General features: G+C 63.3%; 16 protein-coding genes. 9 read left to right on the top strand and 7 right to left on the bottom strand.

The window, feature by feature from the left end; all coding sequences use genetic code 11:
* The first annotated feature begins 67 nt into the window (after nucleotides 1-67).
* The gene (locus AC3CCE_RS18475; RefSeq protein WP_023688556.1) at nucleotides 68-1,525 is read left to right on the top strand and encodes an NCS1 family nucleobase:cation symporter-1; all 1,458 of its coding nucleotides are present in this window, start codon (nucleotides 68-70) and stop codon (nucleotides 1,523-1,525) included.
* 83 nt (nucleotides 1,526-1,608) lie between these two features.
* Here the strand turns inward: AC3CCE_RS18475 and AC3CCE_RS18470 are convergent, their stop codons facing one another.
* From AC3CCE_RS18470 to tpiA, 5 genes are all read right to left on the bottom strand, one after another.
* Complete coding sequence (locus AC3CCE_RS18470; RefSeq protein ID WP_352626155.1) at nucleotides 1,609-2,154, bottom strand: DUF1697 domain-containing protein; 546 nt, start codon at nucleotides 2,152-2,154, stop codon at nucleotides 1,609-1,611.
* Nucleotides 2,155-2,178: 24 nt separating this feature from the next.
* Nucleotides 2,179-3,816 (bottom strand): CTP synthase, encoded by a 1,638-nt coding sequence (gene pyrG / locus AC3CCE_RS18465; protein WP_084014310.1) that lies wholly within the window; start codon nucleotides 3,814-3,816, stop codon nucleotides 2,179-2,181.
* Nucleotides 3,817-3,970: 154 nt separating this feature from the next.
* Nucleotides 3,971-5,089: a L,D-transpeptidase gene (locus AC3CCE_RS18460; RefSeq protein ID WP_352626154.1), complete on the bottom strand. Its 1,119-nt coding sequence runs from the start codon at nucleotides 5,087-5,089 to the stop codon at nucleotides 3,971-3,973.
* A gap of 201 nt (nucleotides 5,090-5,290) precedes the next feature.
* Complete coding sequence (gene secG / locus AC3CCE_RS18455; RefSeq protein ID WP_023724397.1) at nucleotides 5,291-5,779, bottom strand: preprotein translocase subunit SecG; 489 nt, start codon at nucleotides 5,777-5,779, stop codon at nucleotides 5,291-5,293.
* Between the two features lie 196 nt (nucleotides 5,780-5,975).
* Complete coding sequence (gene tpiA, locus AC3CCE_RS18450; protein WP_023671052.1) at nucleotides 5,976-6,746, bottom strand: triose-phosphate isomerase; 771 nt, start codon at nucleotides 6,744-6,746, stop codon at nucleotides 5,976-5,978.
* 147 nt (nucleotides 6,747-6,893) lie between these two features.
* Between tpiA and AC3CCE_RS18445 the strand changes: the two genes are divergently transcribed.
* From AC3CCE_RS18445 to AC3CCE_RS18425, 5 genes are read left to right on the top strand one after another with little or no spacing between them, the layout of a single operon-like run.
* Nucleotides 6,894-8,789 (top strand): peptidylprolyl isomerase, encoded by a 1,896-nt coding sequence (locus tag AC3CCE_RS18445; RefSeq protein ID WP_352513699.1) that lies wholly within the window; start codon nucleotides 6,894-6,896, stop codon nucleotides 8,787-8,789.
* Between the two features lie 31 nt (nucleotides 8,790-8,820).
* Complete coding sequence (trpD, locus tag AC3CCE_RS18440; protein WP_023684712.1) at nucleotides 8,821-9,831, top strand: anthranilate phosphoribosyltransferase; 1,011 nt, start codon at nucleotides 8,821-8,823, stop codon at nucleotides 9,829-9,831.
* Between the two features lie 3 nt (nucleotides 9,832-9,834).
* Complete coding sequence (gene trpC, locus AC3CCE_RS18435; protein WP_352513700.1) at nucleotides 9,835-10,647, top strand: indole-3-glycerol phosphate synthase TrpC; 813 nt, start codon at nucleotides 9,835-9,837, stop codon at nucleotides 10,645-10,647.
* Between the two features lie 2 nt (nucleotides 10,648-10,649).
* Entirely contained in the window at nucleotides 10,650-11,132 is a 483-nt protein-coding gene (moaC, locus tag AC3CCE_RS18430; protein WP_023738722.1) for a cyclic pyranopterin monophosphate synthase MoaC, read from the top strand.
* A complete protein-coding gene (locus tag AC3CCE_RS18425; protein WP_352513701.1) occupies nucleotides 11,133-12,338 on the top strand; it encodes a molybdopterin molybdotransferase MoeA in 1,206 nt (401 codons plus the stop codon).
* Between the two features lie 44 nt (nucleotides 12,339-12,382).
* Here the strand turns inward: AC3CCE_RS18425 and AC3CCE_RS18420 are convergent, their stop codons facing one another.
* A complete protein-coding gene (locus AC3CCE_RS18420) occupies nucleotides 12,383-13,213 on the bottom strand; it encodes an alpha/beta hydrolase (RefSeq protein ID WP_352513702.1) in 831 nt (276 codons plus the stop codon).
* A gap of 166 nt (nucleotides 13,214-13,379) precedes the next feature.
* On the opposite strand from AC3CCE_RS18420, the gene AC3CCE_RS18415 reads away from it, so the two are divergent.
* Both AC3CCE_RS18415 and kynA read left to right on the top strand, forming a co-directional pair.
* Complete coding sequence (locus AC3CCE_RS18415; protein ID WP_352513703.1) at nucleotides 13,380-15,005, top strand: AMP-binding protein; 1,626 nt, start codon at nucleotides 13,380-13,382, stop codon at nucleotides 15,003-15,005.
* A complete protein-coding gene (gene kynA / locus AC3CCE_RS18410; RefSeq protein WP_027049448.1) occupies nucleotides 15,002-15,838 on the top strand; it encodes a tryptophan 2,3-dioxygenase in 837 nt (278 codons plus the stop codon). Before AC3CCE_RS18415 ends, kynA begins: the two co-directional genes overlap by 4 nt.
* A gap of 105 nt (nucleotides 15,839-15,943) precedes the next feature.
* On the opposite strand, the gene kynU is transcribed toward kynA, so the two are convergent.
* Entirely contained in the window at nucleotides 15,944-17,191 is a 1,248-nt protein-coding gene (gene kynU, locus AC3CCE_RS18405; protein ID WP_352513704.1) for a kynureninase, read from the bottom strand.
* Nucleotides 17,192-17,358: 167 nt separating this feature from the next.
* Between kynU and AC3CCE_RS18400 the strand changes: the two genes are divergently transcribed.
* Complete coding sequence (locus AC3CCE_RS18400) at nucleotides 17,359-18,123, top strand: GntR family transcriptional regulator (RefSeq protein ID WP_352513705.1); 765 nt, start codon at nucleotides 17,359-17,361, stop codon at nucleotides 18,121-18,123.
* Nucleotides 18,124-18,128 lie beyond the last annotated feature (5 nt).

Below are 18,128 nucleotides of genomic sequence, written 5' to 3'. Positions count from 1 at the left end.
TGCGTCAGGCATAACCTGCGCAGTCGACGCGTGAGGGCGCGTGCGGCATCAAGGGGAGGACATCGCAGTGACCATACAAGGCGCATCACCTGATCTATACAATGAGGATCTGGCTCCGGCCAAAGTCCGAAACTGGGGGCCGTTCTCTATCTTCAACGTCTGGACGTCGGACGTCCACAGCCTCTGGGGCTATTATCTCGCCGCAAGCCTGTTCCTGTTTTGCGGCGGCTTCGTCAATTTCATCATCGCCATCGGCATCGGTTCGCTGATCATCTACGCGCTGATGAACATGGTCGGCTATGCCGGCGTGAAGACCGGCGTGCCCTACCCCGTGCTGGCGCGCGCCTCCTTCGGCATCTGGGGCGCCAACATTCCGGCCCTGGTGCGCGCCATCGTAGCCTGCTTCTGGTACGGCGCGCAGACGGCGGCGGCATCGGGCGCGATCGTGGCGTTGCTGATCCGCTCGCAATGGTTCGCCGATTTCAACGCCAACACGCATTTCCTCGGCCATACGGGTCTGGAAGTGATCTGTTTTGTGGTCATCTGGGCACTGCAATTGCTGATCATCCAGAACGGCATGGAAACGGTGCGCCGCTTCCAGGATTGGGCCGGCCCGGCGGTGTGGGTGATGATGTTGATCCTGGCGATCTATCTCTGTGTAAAATCCGGGAGATTTGCCTTCACCAGCGACATCCCGATGGATGTGCTGCTCGACAAGACAAAGGATGCCGGCGTACCCGGAACCCCTGGCTCCTGGACGTCGCTGTTTGCGGTGGCGGCGATCTGGGTCACCTATTTCTCGGCGCTCTATCTCAATTTCTGCGATTTCGCCCGCTATGCCCCAGACAAGGCATCGCTGCGCAAGGGCAACATCTGGGGCCTGCCGATCAATCTCATCCTGTTCTCGCTGGTCGCCGGCGTGACCACCATCGCTGCCTTCGACGTGTATGGCGAAGTGCTTCTGCATCCCGACCAGATCTCGGCGAAATTCGACAGCTGGTTCCTGGCAGCGCTTGCAGCCCTGACTTTTGCCGTGGCGACGCTCGGCATCAATGTGGTGGCAAACTTCGTCTCGCCGGCCTTCGACTTCTCCAACGTCTTTCCGCGGCAGATCGACTTCAAGAAGGGCGGCTATATCGCAGCTGTGATCGCGCTGGTGCTTTATCCCTTCGCGCCGTGGGAAGGCAGTGCCGCGTCTTTCGTCAACGTCATCGGCGCGACGATGGGGCCGATCTTCGGGGTGATGATGGTCGACTACTATCTGATCCGGAAGGGCGAGGTCGACGTCGAGGCACTGTACCGCGAAGATGGCGAGTTCCGCTTCCAGGGCGGCTGGCACGTCAACGCCTTCATAGCCGCCGGCATCGGCGCCATCTTCTCCTCGGTCCTGCCGAACTTCACCAACCTGCTGCCGGCATGGTGGGGCGTTTATGGCTGGTTTTTCGGCGTCGGCATTGCAGGGGTCATCTACTACGTCCTTCGCACCGCCGCCCTTGGCGCAGGGGCAAGGACGGCGAAGGCGTGAAATGAGAGATAGGGAGTAGTCAGTAGTCAGTAGTCAGTAGTCAGTAGTCAGTAGGGAATAGTATAACCCCTACTCCCTACTCCCTACTCCCTACTCCCTACCATCCCAGCCAACCTCCGCACCGTGTTCCAGTTGCGTGCGGTGCCGATGCCCATGCGCTTGTGGTTCATGGCAGCGAGCAGCCGCGAGCTTGGTCGCTGGCGCGAAAAGACGACCCAGATGTCACCGTCGACCGAAGCCACCTTCTCGTCCTCGGCGGCATAGGCCTGGAGCGCGGCCACACCATCCGCTGGCGCTGGCTCGCGCATCACCCGCACGGCCACCTGATCGCCTGCCTCGGCAGAGTCGGCCGGGAATGGGTTGCCGGCGGCAAGTTTCAGCCAATCCTCGGCAGTGCGCACGATGATGACGACATTGCGGCCGAAGGTTTTTTCGAAGGCCGTTTCCAACCGCTGTTCCAGCTTGGCGATGCCAGTCGCCCGTGTCTCGAAGACCAGATTGCCGGTCGCCACCAGGGTGCGCGGGTTCTTCAGCCCAAGCTGTTCAGCCATCGCCTTGAGGTCGGCCATGACGACCCGGCGGCCTTCGCCGAGGATAATGCTGTAGAGCAGCGCAACATAGGTCTGCATCAACTGCGAAACCTCACCGTGGCCCTAGACCAGTCGCGACTGGTCCACCGCGGCCGAGATGAAGCTGGCGAACAGGGGATGCGGCTCAAGCGGCCGGCTCTTCAGCTCCGGATGGTACTGGACGCCGATGAACCAGGGATGGTCGGGGTATTCGACCGTTTCCGGCAGCACGCCGTCGGGCGACATGCCGGCAAACACCAGGCCGCAATCTTCGAGCCGCTCCTTGTAGTCGATATTGACCTCGTAGCGGTGGCGATGGCGCTCGGAAATCTGGGTGTCGCCATAGATGTCGGCGATCTTCGAACCCTCGGCGAGTTCAGCCTGATAGGCGCCAAGCCGCATGGTGCCGCCGAGATCGCCCGTTTCGCGGCGCTTCTCCAGCATGTTGCCTTTCAGCCATTCGGTCATCAGGCCGACGACCGGCTCGTCGGTCGGACCGAATTCGGTCGACGAGGCGTGTTCGACGCCGGCCAGCGAGCGCGCTGCCTCGATGCAGGCCATCTGCATGCCGAAGCAGATGCCGAAATACGGCACCTTGCGCTCGCGGGCGAATTTCGCCGCCAGGATCTTGCCTTCCGAGCCGCGCTCGCCGAAGCCGCCGGGCACCAGGATGCCATGCACCTTTTCCAGCCACGGCGTCGGGTCTTCCTTCTCGAAAATCTCGCTCTCGATCCAGTCGAGCTTGACCTTGACGCGGTTGGCCATGCCGCCATGCGACAAAGCCTCGATCAGCGATTTGTAGGCATCCTTGAGGCCGGTGTATTTGCCGACGATGGCAATCGTCACCTCGCCCTCCGGATTGTGGATGCGGTTGGACACGGCCTGCCAGGGCTCCATACGCGGCTTCGGAGCCGGATCGATACCGAAGGCGGCCAGCACTTCCGAATCGAGCCCTTCCCTGTGGTAAGCCATCGGCACGTCATAGATGTGGGGCACGTCGAGCGCCTGGATGACGGCGCTCTCGCGCACATTGCAGAACAGCGACAGTTTTCTGCGCTCTTCCTTGGGGATGGCGCGGTCGGCGCGGACCAGCAGGATATCGGGCGCGATGCCGATGCCGCGCAGTTCCTTGACCGAATGCTGGGTCGGCTTGGTCTTCAACTCGCCGGCCGTGGGGATGTAAGGCATCAAGGTCAGGTGGACATAGACGGCGTTGTTGCGCGGCAGATCGTTGCCGAGCTGGCGGATCGCCTCGAGAAACGGCATCGCCTCGATATCGCCAACCGTGCCGCCGATCTCGCACAGCACGAAATCATAGTCGTCATTGCCGTCGAGCACGAAATTCTTGATCTCATCGGTGACATGCGGAATGACCTGCACGGTGGCACCGAGATAGTCGCCGCGCCGTTCGCGCTCGATGATGTTCTTGTAGATGCGGCCGGTGGTGATGTTGTCCTGCTGGTTGGCCGAGCGGCCGGTGAAGCGCTCGTAATGGCCAAGATCGAGATCCGTCTCGGCGCCGTCATCGGTGACGAAAACCTCGCCATGCTGGTAAGGCGACATCGTTCCGGGATCGACATTGAGATAGGGATCGAGCTTTTTGATGCGTGCGCGATAGCCTCGCGCCTGCAAGAGAGCCCCAAGGGCCGCTGCAGCGATGCCTTTTCCAAGTGAGGAAACCACGCCGCCTGTGATGAATACATATCGCGCCATGGGAGTCATCGCTTAACGCGGCCGAATTGATTCCGCCAGAGAAAAAACCGCCGCTGAGGCTTTTTCCATAGAAGGGGCGATAGTCCCGAGGTTCGAGACTGGTGTTTTGGTCAAAACAAAAGGGCCGGCAAAAGCCGGCCCTTTCGGCAGGTTTGTGAAAGCGTCAGATGATGACGACTTTGGTGCCGACCCTGACGCGGCTGTAGAGGTCCATGACGTGCTCGTTGATCATGCGGAAGCAGCCATTGGAGGCGCTGGTTCCGATCGACTGCGGCGCGATGGTGCCGTGGATGCGCAGATGCGTGTCCTTCTTGCCGTCGTAGAGATAGATGGCGCGGGCGCCGAGCGGGTTCTGGCCGCCGCCGGGCATGCCGTCCTTGTACTGGCCATAATGCTTGGGTTCTCGCTTCTGCATGTCGAGCGTCGGGATCCAGCGCGGCCATTCCTGCTTGTCGCCAACGGCAACCTTGCCCTTGAACTGCAGGCCTTCGCGGCCGACCGCGATCGCATAGCGGCGGGCGGTGAAAGCCGATTCGACGAGGTAGAGGCGGCGCGCGCTGGTATCGATGACGATCGTACCCGGCTCATAGCCGCTGAATTCGACGTCCTGCGGCACGAATTCCGGCTTCACCTTGAACTGTTTCTTGGCTTGCCGCTTGGCGAGAGCCTGGTCGAGCGCGCGCGTTTCGGGGAGATAGGCAATCGACGAGGCAGAGGACGTGCCGCCGAACAGGCCGGCGAACAGTCCGCCGCTCGTCGGCTTCTGGCCTGGGGCCTCGCTGCGCAATTCGCCATTGTTGCCGGTCAGCGCGATATTCATCGCTTCGGCCGGAAGCGGTTCAGCCGATTCGATCGGCTCGATCGGCGCGATCGGGTCAACCGGAGCGATGATCTTGGTGGTCTTCTTGCCTGGCTTGGCGTCAGCGATCACCACCGGCTTGCCCTTGCTGGCCAGGAACGCCTGGCGCTGGGCATCGGCCCTGGCTTTCGCCGCATCGCGCATTGCCACCTTGCGGGCCTCGAGCGCCTTGACGCGGGCGAGATCCCTGTCGGCGGCGATCTTGTCTTCGAGCTTGCTGATCTGAGCCAGATCGTCCGGGCTCGGGTTTTTCTTCTTCTTGAGAAGCTTCAGCTGCGCCGCATCGCTCTTGGCGGCGACGTTGATGACAGCGGTTTTGCCAACCGCCTGCGGTGAGGTCATTGCCGGAGTGCCGGCGAAGGCCGCGGAGCTCATGCCGAATACGGCACAAAACCCCATGAAAATGAAGCTGCGAAGCTGCATGGCGAAGATCCGATCGTTCAATGCTTGTTGCCCACGGCGTCGCCCGGCGCCCCCCAAGGGCGCAGAAAGTGCCGCCGGCAATCTATAATCGAAGTGGCGTACGGGCCTCAAGCACGGGGTGCGGTCGAATCTTCGTGATCGTGTGCCATTTGCCGCGACTGTGTTGAAACAACAACAGATCGCGGCATCCGACCCTACCGACTACTGGTTCGGAACCTGCGGCGTGACCGGCAAGGTAACGCCATTGGTAGCCGGCGGCGCAGCCGAATCGGTTGCAGGTGGCGTCGCCGGAGATGGAGCCGTCGCCGGGGCTGTGGTGGCGGGCGGCGTCGTGGCGGCGCCGTTGGCCGCGGGCGCGGCCGGTGCGGTGTTGCCCGAAGGCGGCGTCGGCGCCGTCGTGCCGGGCAACTGATTGAGCACGCCGTTGCCGCTGTCGGCCGGCACGCGGTCGAGAATGTCGATCGGTTTTTCGCCATAGCGGGCAACGATCGAGAGTGTCAGCGACGTCACGAAGAAGGCCGCGGCCAGGATCGCCGTCGCCCGCGTCAGCGCATTGGCGGCGCCACGCGCGGTCATGAAACCGGAACCGCCGCCAATGCCGAGACCACCGCCTTCGGAGCGTTGCAGCAGTACCACGCCGACAAGGGCGAGCACGACCATGAGGTGGATGACGATCAGTACGGTTTCCATATTTTATCCTGGCAAGCCCTGCCGCTCCCTGGCGATCAGGGCCGGTGATTTGGAGGCGGCTCCATACAATGCTTTAACGGCATTTCCAAGCCCGTGGCCGGAATATGGGAAGCAATGCGCCCTTTGCAACGATTTCCGCCGAACTGCTGCGTTCATAAGTCGATGACGGAACTGGTCGGCAACGATATTCCGGGGCCTACGCGATATTCTGGTATGCCTCGGCGATGGCGAGAAAGTCGGACGCCTTCAAGCTGGCGCCGCCAACCAGCGCGCCATCGACGTTTTTGACGCCCAGCAGTTCGACCGCGTTGGACGCCTTGACCGAGCCGCCATAGAGGATGCGCATCTTGCCGGCCACGGCTGCGCCGAGCGCTTCCGCCAGTTTTTGGCGGATATGCGCGTGCGCCTCCGCCACGTCTTCGGCGGTCGGCGTCAGGCCGGTGCCGATAGCCCATACCGGCTCGTAGGCGATAACGGTGTTGGCGGGCGTTGCGCTCGGTGGCACCGAGCCGGCGACCTGCCGCGACAACACGTCGAGTGCTGTGCCCGCTTCACGCTCCGCCTTGGTCTCGCCGATGCAGATGATGGCGACGAGCCCTGCCCGCCACGCCGCCGAGGCCTTGGCGAGGACGATGGCATCGTCCTCGCTACGCTGTTCGCGGCACTCGGAATGGCCGACAATGACGTGGCTGGCGCCCGCATCCTTCAGCATCTCGGCTGAGACACAGCCGGTGAAGGCGCCGCTTTCCTTGATGTGGCAGTCCTCGCCACCGGCCCGCACCGGCGTGCGCGACAGAATTTCGACGGCGCGCGACAGCAAGGTCGCCGGCACGCAGACCAATGCTTCGGTCTCGGCATCGAGCCCGCTCATGAAGCCGTTGCCGATCATCCTGAGCTCGTTCAGCGAAGCGCTGGTGCCGTTCATTTTCCAGTTACCGGCAACGAGCGGTCGAATTCCTGGCGTCATGGGGATCTGGTTCTCCGGGCGACATTGGGGTCTCGCCCTCCCTATCAAAATCAGGCCACAAAGCAATCGACAGTGAGCCGGAAGGGCGCTATTGCGCTTGTTTCAGACTCGGGCGCACGCAAAACTGCGCAAAAATCGGAAGTAACAATGCTTGGTATATTAAGAAGCGCGGCAGGGACCTGGGTCGCGAAAGCCCTGCTGTCGCTGCTGGTGTTGAGTTTCCTTGCCTGGGGCGTCACCACGCGGATGACGGGCGGCTTCCTGGCTGGCCATCATGCGGTGATCACCGCCGGCAGCACCACAGTGTCGATCACCGAGTACCGCCTCGCCTATGATCGCCAGATCGCCATGCTGCAGCAGCAGATCGGCCAGCACATCAGCCGCGACCAGGCCAAGGCCTATGGCATCGACAACCAGGTGCTGGCTCAGTTGGTGTCCGGCGCCGTCCTTGACGAACAGGCGCGCAAGCTCGGGCTTGGCTTCTCCAAGGACAGGCTGGCCGAACTGACGCGGCAGGAACCCGCCTTCCAGGGCCCGAATGGCCAGTTCGACCGCCGGCTGTTCGAATCCCGCCTGCGCGAACTGGGAATGCGGCCGGAGGATTATCTGAAGAACCGGGCTCAGGTGGCGGTGCGCCAGCAGATCGTCGAAGCGGTTTCGGACGGGCTCAAGGCTCCGGATACCTTCTTCAAGGCAGTTGCGCTCTATCGCGGCGAAGACCGCACCATCGACTATCTGATCTTGCCAAAGGCGTTGGTGGAGCCGATCGAGGCGCCATCCGACAGCGTGCTTCAGGCTTATTTCGAGGCCAACAAGAAAACCTACGCGGCGCCAGAATACCGCAAATTCTCCTATGTCCGGCTCGAGCCCGAAGACATCATGGATGTCAGCGCCGTGACCGACCAGCAGGTCAGCGACGACTACAACAAGAACAAGGGCCGCTACACCACGCCGGAAATGCGCACCATCGAACAGCTGGTGTTCCCTTCCGCGGACGCCGCCAAGGCGGCATCCGATTCGCTGAAGACGGGCGCCACTTTCGACAAGATCGTCACCGCGCAGGGCAAGACCCCGGCCGACACGCTGCTCGGCACGCTCTCCAAGGATAAGATTACCGACAAGGCGGTCGCCGATGCCGCATTCGCGCTTGCCGTCAACGAAGTCAGCCCGGTCGTCCAGGGCGCGTTCGGTCCGGTGCTTTTGCGCGTCACCGAGATCAAACCGGAAACGGTGAAGCCGCTGGCGGAAGTGTCAGACCAGATCCGAAAGGATCTGGCGCTCGGCGAAGCAAGCCGCATCCTGCTCGACGTGCACGACAATTACGAAGACACCCGCGCCGCCGGCAGCACGCTGGCCGAAGCCGCCGCCAAACTGAAGCTCAAGGACGTCACCGTCGAGGCCATAGACCGCACCGGCCTCAAGCCGGACGGCACCATCATCAAGGACCTGCCGGCATCGCCGGACCTGATCAAGGCGGTGTTCGAGGCCGAGCCCAACACCGAGAATCAAGCCCTGACCACGCCTAACAACGGCTTCGTGTTCTATGAACTGACATCGATCACGCCGGCTCGCGACCGCACGCTGGACGAAGTCCGCCAGCGCGTGGTGGCGGACTGGACGACAGAGGAAACGACCAAGCGGCTGACCGCGAAAGCAGACGAACTCGACAAGCGCCTCAAGGCTGGCACCACACTCGACGTCATCGCCGGCGAACTGAAGCTTGAAAAGCAGACCAAGCGCGGCGTGAAGCGCGAGGCCGACGATGTCGATTTCGGCAAGGAGGGTGCTGCTGCGATGTTCGGGGTCGGCGAAGGCGGCACCGGGCTGATCCCCTCGCCCACCGGCGACGGCCAGATCCTGTTCAAGGTCGCCGAAGTGTTCGAGCCGGCCGGAGCCGACGCCAGCTCGGTACCCGACGATGCGCAAAAATCCTTCACGCAAGGCATGTCCGACGATCTGCTCGACCAGCTGGTGGCGCAGTTGCAGACGCAGTACGCCGTCAGCGTCGACCAGGCCGCCGTTTCCCAAGCCCTCGCCCAATGAATGGCCTTAGCCCAATGAACGTCTTGGCCCAATGAGCGCCCTGAAGACCCATATCGCCAAGGTCGCCACGGGAACCGGGCTTACCTTCGAGGAAGCGCGCGAAGCTTTCGACATCATCATGTCTGGCGACGCGACGCCGGGCCAGATCGGCGGCTTCCTGATGGCGTTGCGCGTGCGCGGGGAGACCGTGAGCGAGATTTCCGGCGCCGTCGCCACCATGCGTGCCAAGATGCTGCGCGTCGAAGCTCCTGAGGGCGCCATCGACATTGTCGGCACGGGCGGCGACAATTCGCATTCAGTCAACATCTCGACCGCTTCGGCCTTCGTCATTGCCGGCTGCGGCGTGCCGGTCGCCAAGCACGGCAATCGCGGCCTGTCGTCGCTGACGGGCGCTGCCGATGTGCTGGTCGCGCTCGGCGTCAAGATCGATATCCTGCCAGAGGTGATCGGCCGCTGCATCCAGGAGGCCGGCGTCGGCTTCATGTTCGCGCCGGCGCACCACCCTGCGATGAAGCATGTCGGCCCGACCCGCGTCGAGCTCGGCACGCGTACCATCTTCAACCTGCTCGGACCGCTGTCCAATCCGGCTGGCGTCAGCAGGCAGATGGTCGGCGTGTTCCTGCCGGAATGGATCGTGCCGGTGGCCGAGACATTGAAGGCGTTGGGCACCGAGCATGCCTGGGTGGTCCATGGGGATGGCTATGACGAAATCACCACCACCGGCGAAACGCAGGTGGCGGAACTGGCCGGCGGCGAGATCCGCCATTTCACGCTCACCCCGGAAGCCGTCGGCCTGCAGCGCCACACCAAGGACGAGTTGCGCGGCGGCGACGCCGCCTACAATGCCACGGCGTTGCGCGACATGCTGAGAGGTGCTGCCGGGGCCTATCGCGATACGGTGCTGATGAACGCCGGCGCCGGCATGGTGGTGGCCGGCAAGGCGACGACGCTTGCCGACGGCATGGCCGCGGCCACACAGGCCATCGACAGCGGCCGGGCGCTGGGCGTGCTCGACAGGCTGGTCGAGATTTCGAACGGATGAGCCGTGGCTGACATTCTGCGCAAGATCGAGGCCTACAAGCGCGACGAGATCGCGGCGGCGAAGGCGCGGATACCGTTGGCCGAGATCAAGGCGCGAGCCAAGGATGCCGACGCACCGCGTGGCTTTCGGAGGGCGCTTGAGGCGAAGCGCAGATCGGGCAGCTTCGGCCTGATCGCCGAGATCAAAAAGGCAAGCCCATCCAAAGGCTTGATCCGTGCCGATTTCGACCCGCCCGCACTGGCGCAGGCCTATGAGAAAGGCGGTGCCGCCTGTCTTTCGGTGCTGACCGATGCGCCATCCTTCCAGGGCGCGCCGGAATTTCTCACCAATGCACGCAACGCAGTGTCCCTGCCCGCGCTGCGCAAGGATTTCCTGTTCGACCCTTACCAGGTCTACGAGGCTCGCGCATGGGGCGCCGATGCCATCCTGATCATCATGGCCAGCGTCGATGATGCCTTGGCGAGCGAATTGGAAGCGACCGCGTTCGAACTCGGCATGGACGCGCTGATCGAGGTGCATGACGAGGCCGAGACGCAGCGCGCGGTAAAACTCTCGTCGCAGCTGATCGGCATCAACAACCGCAATCTGAGAACATTCGAGACCAGCCTCGAGACCTCGGAACGGCTGGCGTCGATGGTGCCGGGCGGCCGATTGCTGGTCAGCGAGAGCGGCATTTTCACCCACGACGATTGCTTCAGGATGCAAAAGACCGGCATCAGCACCTTCCTCGTCGGCGAGAGCCTGATGCGGCAAGAGGATGTCGCTGCGGCGACGCGGCTGCTTTTGACAGGCAAGGCGAAGGCAGAGGCCATCTGAGGATGGCAGCCGCCCTCACCCATCTCGGCGCCAAGGGCGAGGCCAACATGGTCGATGTCGGCGAGAAGGCGGAGACGACGCGCACGGCGGTCGCCGAGGGCTTTGTCTCGATGCGGGCCGAAACCCTGAAGATGATCCTCGACGGCGACGCCAAGAAGGGCGATGTGCTGGGTACCGCGCGCATTGCCGGCATCATGGCGGCCAAGAAGACGCATGAGCTGATTCCGCTCTGCCATCCGCTGCTTTTGACCAAGGTGTCGGTCGACATCGAACCGGACACCACGCTGCCCGGCCTCAGGGTCACCGCGCTCGCCCGCGTCACAGGCAAGACCGGGGTCGAGATGGAGGCGCTGACCGCGGCATCTGTCGCGTGCCTGACCATTTACGACATGGCCAAGGCGGTCGACCGCGCCATGGTGATTTCCGGTATAAAGCTGGTGGAAAAGACCGGCGGCAAGTCAGGCGGCTACAAGGCGGGTTCGTAAATGGCGCTGGTTCCGGTCGCCGAGGCGCTTCAACGCCTACTCGACGGCGCTGTGGCGTTGCCCGGTGAAAGCGTCGCGCTGGCGGATGCGGCCGGCCGGGTGATGGCGGAGCCGGTCGTGGCGCTGCGTACCCAGCCGCCTTTCAATGCATCTGCCATGGACGGCTATGCCGCACGGGCGCAGGATGTGGCGTCCGCTCCGGCGAGGCTTTCGGTGATCGGCATGGCGCCCGCAGGGCGGGGCTTTAACGGCACTGTAGGTAAGGCGGAAGCCGTGCGCATCTTCACCGGCGCGCCGCTGCCGGAAGGCGCAGACACCATCGTCATCCAGGAAAATGTCCGCGATCTCGGCGGTAGCCGGATCGAGGTCACCGAGCCGACGGCGAAGAACCGCAATATCCGCCGCCTTGGACTGGATTTTGCGCAAGGCGACGTGCTGCTGGAGAAAGGCCGCGTGCTCGATCCGGCTGCATTGTCGCTGGCGGCGTCGGCCAATCATCCCCGGTTGAACGTGGTGCAACGGCCGCTGGTCGCCATCATCGCCACCGGCGACGAATTGCTGCCACCGGGCAGCGAACCTGGCCCCGACCAGATCATCTCGTCCAACGCCTATGGCGTCGCTGCTGTGGCGCAGTCGGTCGGCGCTCGCGCGCTCGATCTCGGTATAGCGGCCGATCGCAAGGAAGCGATCGCGGCGCTGGTGAAAAAGGCGGTCGATGCGAAAGCCGACGTCATCGTCACGCTCGGCGGCGCCTCGGTCGGCGACCATGATCTCATTCATGACGTGCTGACCGGCGAAGGCATGAAGCTCGACTTCTGGAAGCTCGCCATGCGCCCGGGCAAGCCGCTGATGTTCGGGCGGCTGGGCGATATCAGGTGCATCGGCCTGCCCGGCAATCCGGTGGCGAGCCTGGTCTGCTCGCAATTGTTCCTGAAGCCGCTGTTGGCGCAGCTCGGCGGCCGTCCCCACCGGCAGGACATCCGCCAGGCTCAGCTTGGCGCCGCGATGCCGGCCAATGATCTAAGGCAAGACTATGTGCGCGCCGTGGTCCGGGAAGAAGCCGGCGCATTGGTGGCGACGCCATTCGGCATCCAGGATTCCTCGATGCTGAGAATGCTGGCCGACGCCAACGGCCTGATCGTGCGCGAGCCCTTCGCTCCGGCGGCAGAAGCAGGCGCTGCTTGCAGCGTTCTGATGTTGCGCTGAAGGTCGCGCATTCAAGGCTTTAATTCTAACAGATAAACCGGTTATCACTCCGCCAGCAATGTCCGCGTCAGCGGATGTGTCGGATCGGCCAGCCCGTCGACAATGCTGAAATGATGCCGGTCCGGCTCGACCACTGTGCTGGTCGTGGCGCCGAGGCCGATCCAGATGTTGGCAAGCAGCGCATTCTGGCGCAGGAACTCCGCCCGCTCGCCGCCGCCGGCCCAGCAGGTGATGCGCGCGCCCTGCATGGGGCGCAGCAGAACCGGGCTTTCGGCCAGTGCTTCCGCTTCATCGATGGCCAGTGTCGCGTTCATCCCCGTCCGCATGATCGGCCGCAGATCATGAACCCCGGAGATCGAGACGACATTGCTTATGCGGCCGGCCACATCGGCGGCCAGAGGCGTCGCTGTCGTCACCATCCTGGAGGCGAGATGGCCGCCGGCGGAATGCCCGGTCAGGATCACCGGCCCGCCGACCATCGTCGCCGCCTTGCCGATCGCCGCCGCGATTTCCCTGACGATGCCGGAAATGCGTATGTCGGGACAAAGCGTGTAAGTCGGCATTGCCACGGCAAAGCCATTGGCAACCGCGCCGTTGGCCAGATGCGACCATGGCTTGTTGTCGAACGCCTTCCAGTAACCGCCATGGATGAAGACGACGAGCCCTTTGGGCATGACATCGGGAAGGAACAGATCGAGCCGGTTGCGCGGGCTGTCGCCATAGGCGATGTCGAGCTTGGCCCGACCGGACGCCGACATTGTGTCGCGAAAACCCTGTGCCGGTGTGTCCCACGCGGCCGGCCAGCGATTGCTGCCGGCAATGTTGTCGCCGTTGGCGTAGGCATTGTCCCAATCGGCAACACGATGTTGGAGCATCTGCATCCCTCCCGGATGGCTTCAGTTCAGTCGACAGGAATGGCCGCCGAACAGGGCGGCGTCAATGCTGCGACCTAAAAACATTTTAGGCTTGAAACAAATTTCGACTGGTGCGATCCTGCGCCTTGTTCAGCCATGGGCGCGAGGCAGACAGGGGCAGCCGAAAATGCTTGGGCCATCAGCGCATATCGACACATTCACGCGTGACAACCTGCCGCCGCCGGAGCAATGGCCGGAGTTTTTGCTCGACGGCTTCGACTATCCCGACCACATAAATGCCGGCGTCGAATTGACCGACAGGCTGGTCGAAAGAGGCCTCGGCGACCACACCGCGCTGATCGGCAATGGCCGCCGCCGCACCTACAAGGAACTGTCCGACTGGACCAACAGGCTCGCCCATGCGTTGGTCGAGAATTACGGTGTCAAGCCGGGCAACCGGGTGCTGATCCGCTCGGCCAACAATCCGGCCATGGTCGCCTGCTGGCTGGCCGCCACCAAGGTGGGCGCGGTGGTCGTCAACACCATGCCGATGTTGCGTGCCGGCGAACTCGCCAAGATCGTCGACAAGGCGGAAATCACGGTCGCACTTTGCGATACGAGGCTGATGGACGAGATGACCGCCTGCGCCAAGGGCAATGCGTATCTCAAGCAGGTCATTGGCTTCGACGGCACGGCCAACCATGACGCGGAACTCGACCGAGCCGCCCTCGACAAGCCGGTCACCTTCACTGCCGTCAACACCGGCCGCGACGATGTCGCGCTGCTCGGCTTCACCTCCGGCACCACCGGCGTGCCGAAGGCGACGATGCATTTCCACCGCGACCTGCTGATCGTCGCCGACGCCTATGCCCGCGAAATCCTGGAGGTGACGCCCGACGACATCTTCGTCGGCTCCCCGCCCCTTGCCTTTACCTTCGGTCTTGGCGGGCTCGCCATCTTCCCCCTGCGTTTCGGCGCCGCGGCGACGCTGCTGGAACAGGCGACGCCACCCAACATGATCCACATCATCGAGACCTACAAAGCGACCATTTCCTTCACCGCTCCAACCGCCTATCGGGCCATGCTCAAGGCCATGGATCAAGGCGCTGACCTGTCCTCGCTGCGCGTCGCGGTTTCGGCGGGCGAGACGCTGCCGGCGCCTGTCTTCGAGGAATGGACTGAGAAGACCGGCAAGCCGATCCTCGATGGGATCGGCGCCACCGAGATGCTGCATATCTTCATCTCCAACCGCTTCGACGACATGAAGCCGGCCTCCACCGGCAAACCCGTCGGCGGCTATCAGGCACGCATCGTCGATGACGAGATGCGGGAGTTGCCGCGCGGCTCTACTGGCCGGCTGGCGGTGCGCGGCCCGACCGGCTGCCGCTACATGGCCGATGCCAGGCAAAAGGACTATGTCCGCGACGGCTGGAATCTCACCGGCGATACGTTCACGCAGGACGAGGATGGCTTCTTCCACTTCGCCGCGCGTTCCGACGACATGATCGTCAGCGCCGGCTACAACATCGCCGGCCCCGAGGTCGAAGCGGCGCTGCTCTCGCATCCCGACGTCGCCGAATGCGCGGTGACCGGCGCCGACGACGGTGAACGCGGCCAGATCGTCGAGGCGCATATCGTGCTTGTGCAAGGTGTTTCGCCGGACGCATTGACCGTCAAACGCCTGCAGGACCACGTCAAGGCAACGATCGCGCCCTACAAATATCCGCGTTCGGTGAAGTTCATCGACGCCTTGCCCAAAACCCAGACCGGCAAGATCCAGCGATTCCGGTTGCGCGCGGAGAAGAGCAATTGATTAAGCCGCACGATCCGGCGTCCGATGGCGCGCAGATGTCGTTCAAGGAGCGGATGTCCTACAGCGACTATCTGCAGCTGGACAAGGTGCTCGATGCGCAGGCGCCGCTGTCTTCGGCCCATGACGAGATGCTGTTCATCATCCAGCATCAGACATCGGAATTGTGGATGAAGCTCGCTTTGCACGAGATCGGCGCCGCGATCCGCTCTATCCGCGCCGACCGCCTCGAACCGAGCTTCAAGATGCTGTCTCGCGTCGCGCGCATCTTCGAGCAGCTCAACAATGCCTGGGACGTGCTGCGCACGATGACGCCAAGCGAATACACCGAGTTTCGCGACGCGCTCGGCCAATCCTCGGGCTTCCAGTCGTGGCAGTACCGCGCTATCGAGTTCATGGCCGGCAACCGCAACCTTGCCATGCTCGGGCCGCACAAGCACCGGCCCGACCTTACGGACAGGCTGGAAGCCATCCTGGCCACGCCGTCGCTCTATGACGAGGCGCTTCTGCTTTTGGCGCGCAATGGCTTCGACATCGGCGCCGACGCCAGTCGCACGGACTGGCGCGAGACGCGCGTCGAGAACGAAGAAGTGCTGGCTGCCTGGCAAACCGTCTACCGCGACCCGCAGCGCTACTGGATGCTCTACGAACTGGCCGAGAAGCTGGTCGACTTCGAGGATTATTTCCGCCGCTGGCGCTTCAACCACGTCACCACGGTCGAGCGCATCATCGGCTTGAAGCGCGGCACGGGCGGCACCTCAGGCGCCTCCTATCTGAAGAAGATGCTGGAGGTCGTGCTGTTTCCGGAGCTCTGGACGGTCCGCACCCGGCTCTAGAGCATTTCACCGTTTAACGGAAACGGCGAAATGCTCTAGCTCTTTGATTGACGCAATTTCGGACGGAAAACCGCTTCACACTTTTCCTGAAATTGCTCTAGTTTCTCAGGTAACCGCGGTCTTCACCGCGAAGCGGGCGTCCTGCCAGGCGCCGGTGCGCAAAATATCCTCCAGCGCTTCGACCGCCTGCCAGACATCGCCATAACCGACATAGAGCGGCGTGAAGCCGAAACGGATGGTCGACGGCGCCCGAAAATCGCCGATCACGCCGCGCTCGATCAGCGCCCGCATCACCTGGTAGCCATGCGGGTGGAGGAACGACACCTGGCTGCCGCGCTGGCTGCCGTCGCGAGGACTTTCCAGTTCAAGCCCGTAGGCGCCGCATCTGGCTTCGACGAGCTGGATAAACAGGTCGGTCAGCGCGATGCTTTTTCTGCGCACCGCCGCCATGTCGACGTCGTTCCAGATATCGAGCGCGCCTTTGAGCGCCCGCATCGACAGCACCGGCTGCGTTCCGCACAGGAAGCGGCGGATCCCGCTCCCAACGGCAAAGCCCTGCTCGAAGGCAAACGGCCGCGCATGGCCCCACCAGCCGCTGAGCGGCTGCCTGATGTCACCATGGTGGCGCTCGGCCGCGTAGATGAAGGCCGGCGAGCCCGGGCCGCCATTGAGGTATTTGTAGGTGCAGCCGACAGCGAAATCGGCATTGGCACGGTCGAGTTCGACCGGCAAGGCACCGGCGGTGTGGCAGAGATCCCAGATGATCAGCGCGCCGGCGTCATGTGCCTTGCGCGTCAGCGCCGCCATGTCGCGCAACTGGCCGGATTTGTAGTTGACGTGGTTGACCAGGATGACGGCAACGCTGTCGTCGATCAGATCCTCGATTGCGGCCGCGTCGACGCCCTCCAGCCGCAGCCGCGTTCCCGGCCGGGTCGAGGCGACGCCTTCGGCCATGTAGAGGTCGGTCGGGAAACTGTCGCCCTCGGCAACGATGACCGACCGATTCGGCCGCATGCCGAGCGCGGCGTGCAGCAGCTTGTAGATGTTGATCGAGGTTGTGTCGCAGACCACCGTCTGCCCGTCAGCCGCGCCGATCAGTCGTCCGAGCTGATCTCCCAGTTCCACCGGCATGTTGAACCAGCCAGCCGTGTTCCAGGCGCGAATGAGGTCGTGCGCCCATTCCTGCGTGGCGGCCTGTTGCAATTCGCTGAAGACGGCTGGTGACGCGGCACCCAGCGAATTGCCGTCGAGATAAATCACGCCTTGCGGCAAGACAAAGCGTTCACGCATGGAGCGCAGCGGATCGGCGGCATCCATTGCTTCGATTGTAGCGAGATCGGGTGTCGTGCTCATGATCCGGCGCCCCTCCATGGACAAACGCGCGCGGCGGAGCCTGCCGCCCAAACATGCCGGCGATCTTGAGTGGTCGCCCTTGAGCTGTCAAACATTATATATAATTCACCCATTGAAAGGCTTTGATATATAATGATCCGCCGAGCGTTTATGTCTGATGGATCACGATGCTGGATGACGAGCAGACCTCGAAGACGGAAGTGGCCTATCGCCTGCTCAGGCGCGATATTCTTGCGACCCGGCTGGCGCCTGCCGCGCCGTTGAAGCTGAGCACGCTGCGCAACACCTACGGCATCGGCTGGACGCCGTTGCGCGAGGCGCTGTCGCGGCTGGAGGCGGAACGGCTTGTGACCGCCATCAGCAACCGCGGGTTTGCGGTCGCTCCCGTCTCTCGGGCGGAGCTCGAGGATTTGGCGCGTGCGCGGCTGGTGGTCGAACTGCCCCTGCTGGTGGAATCGATCGAGAAGGGCGACCGTGAGTGGGAAGACGCGGTCGTTGCCGCCCACTATCGTCTCTCACGGTGCGGGTCTGTTCTCGACGATCCATCGGATGATGCGGTCGACGGGTGGTACGAAAAACACGATGCCTTCCATGCGGCGCTGCTCAGTGCCGCGACATCCAGCTGGCTGCTGCGCTTCAATGCAACGATTTCCGACCAATTGCATCGCCATCACCGCTTTCTGGGTCTGGCCCCGACGCTGCGCGCCGCCGCCGGCCGCACGGATGGACACCGGAAGGCCGTGGCGGCCCTGCGCGACGCCGTGGCGATCGAACACCATACCGCCCTGATGGAAGCGGCCCTCGATCGCGACGTCGAACGTGCGAAAACTCTGATGACCGCTCACATCGGCTACACGCTGCAGGTCTATGCCCAGAGCGAACCCGGCGCGGATGCTGCGCAGCCCCGTCCGAAAGGGAAGCGGCGATCATAGCCGAC

This window comes from Mesorhizobium sp. P160187 (genome assembly GCF_057766425.1).
Note: the sequence above shows the minus strand (reverse complement) of the source record. Positions and strands in the feature narration are given on the sequence as shown.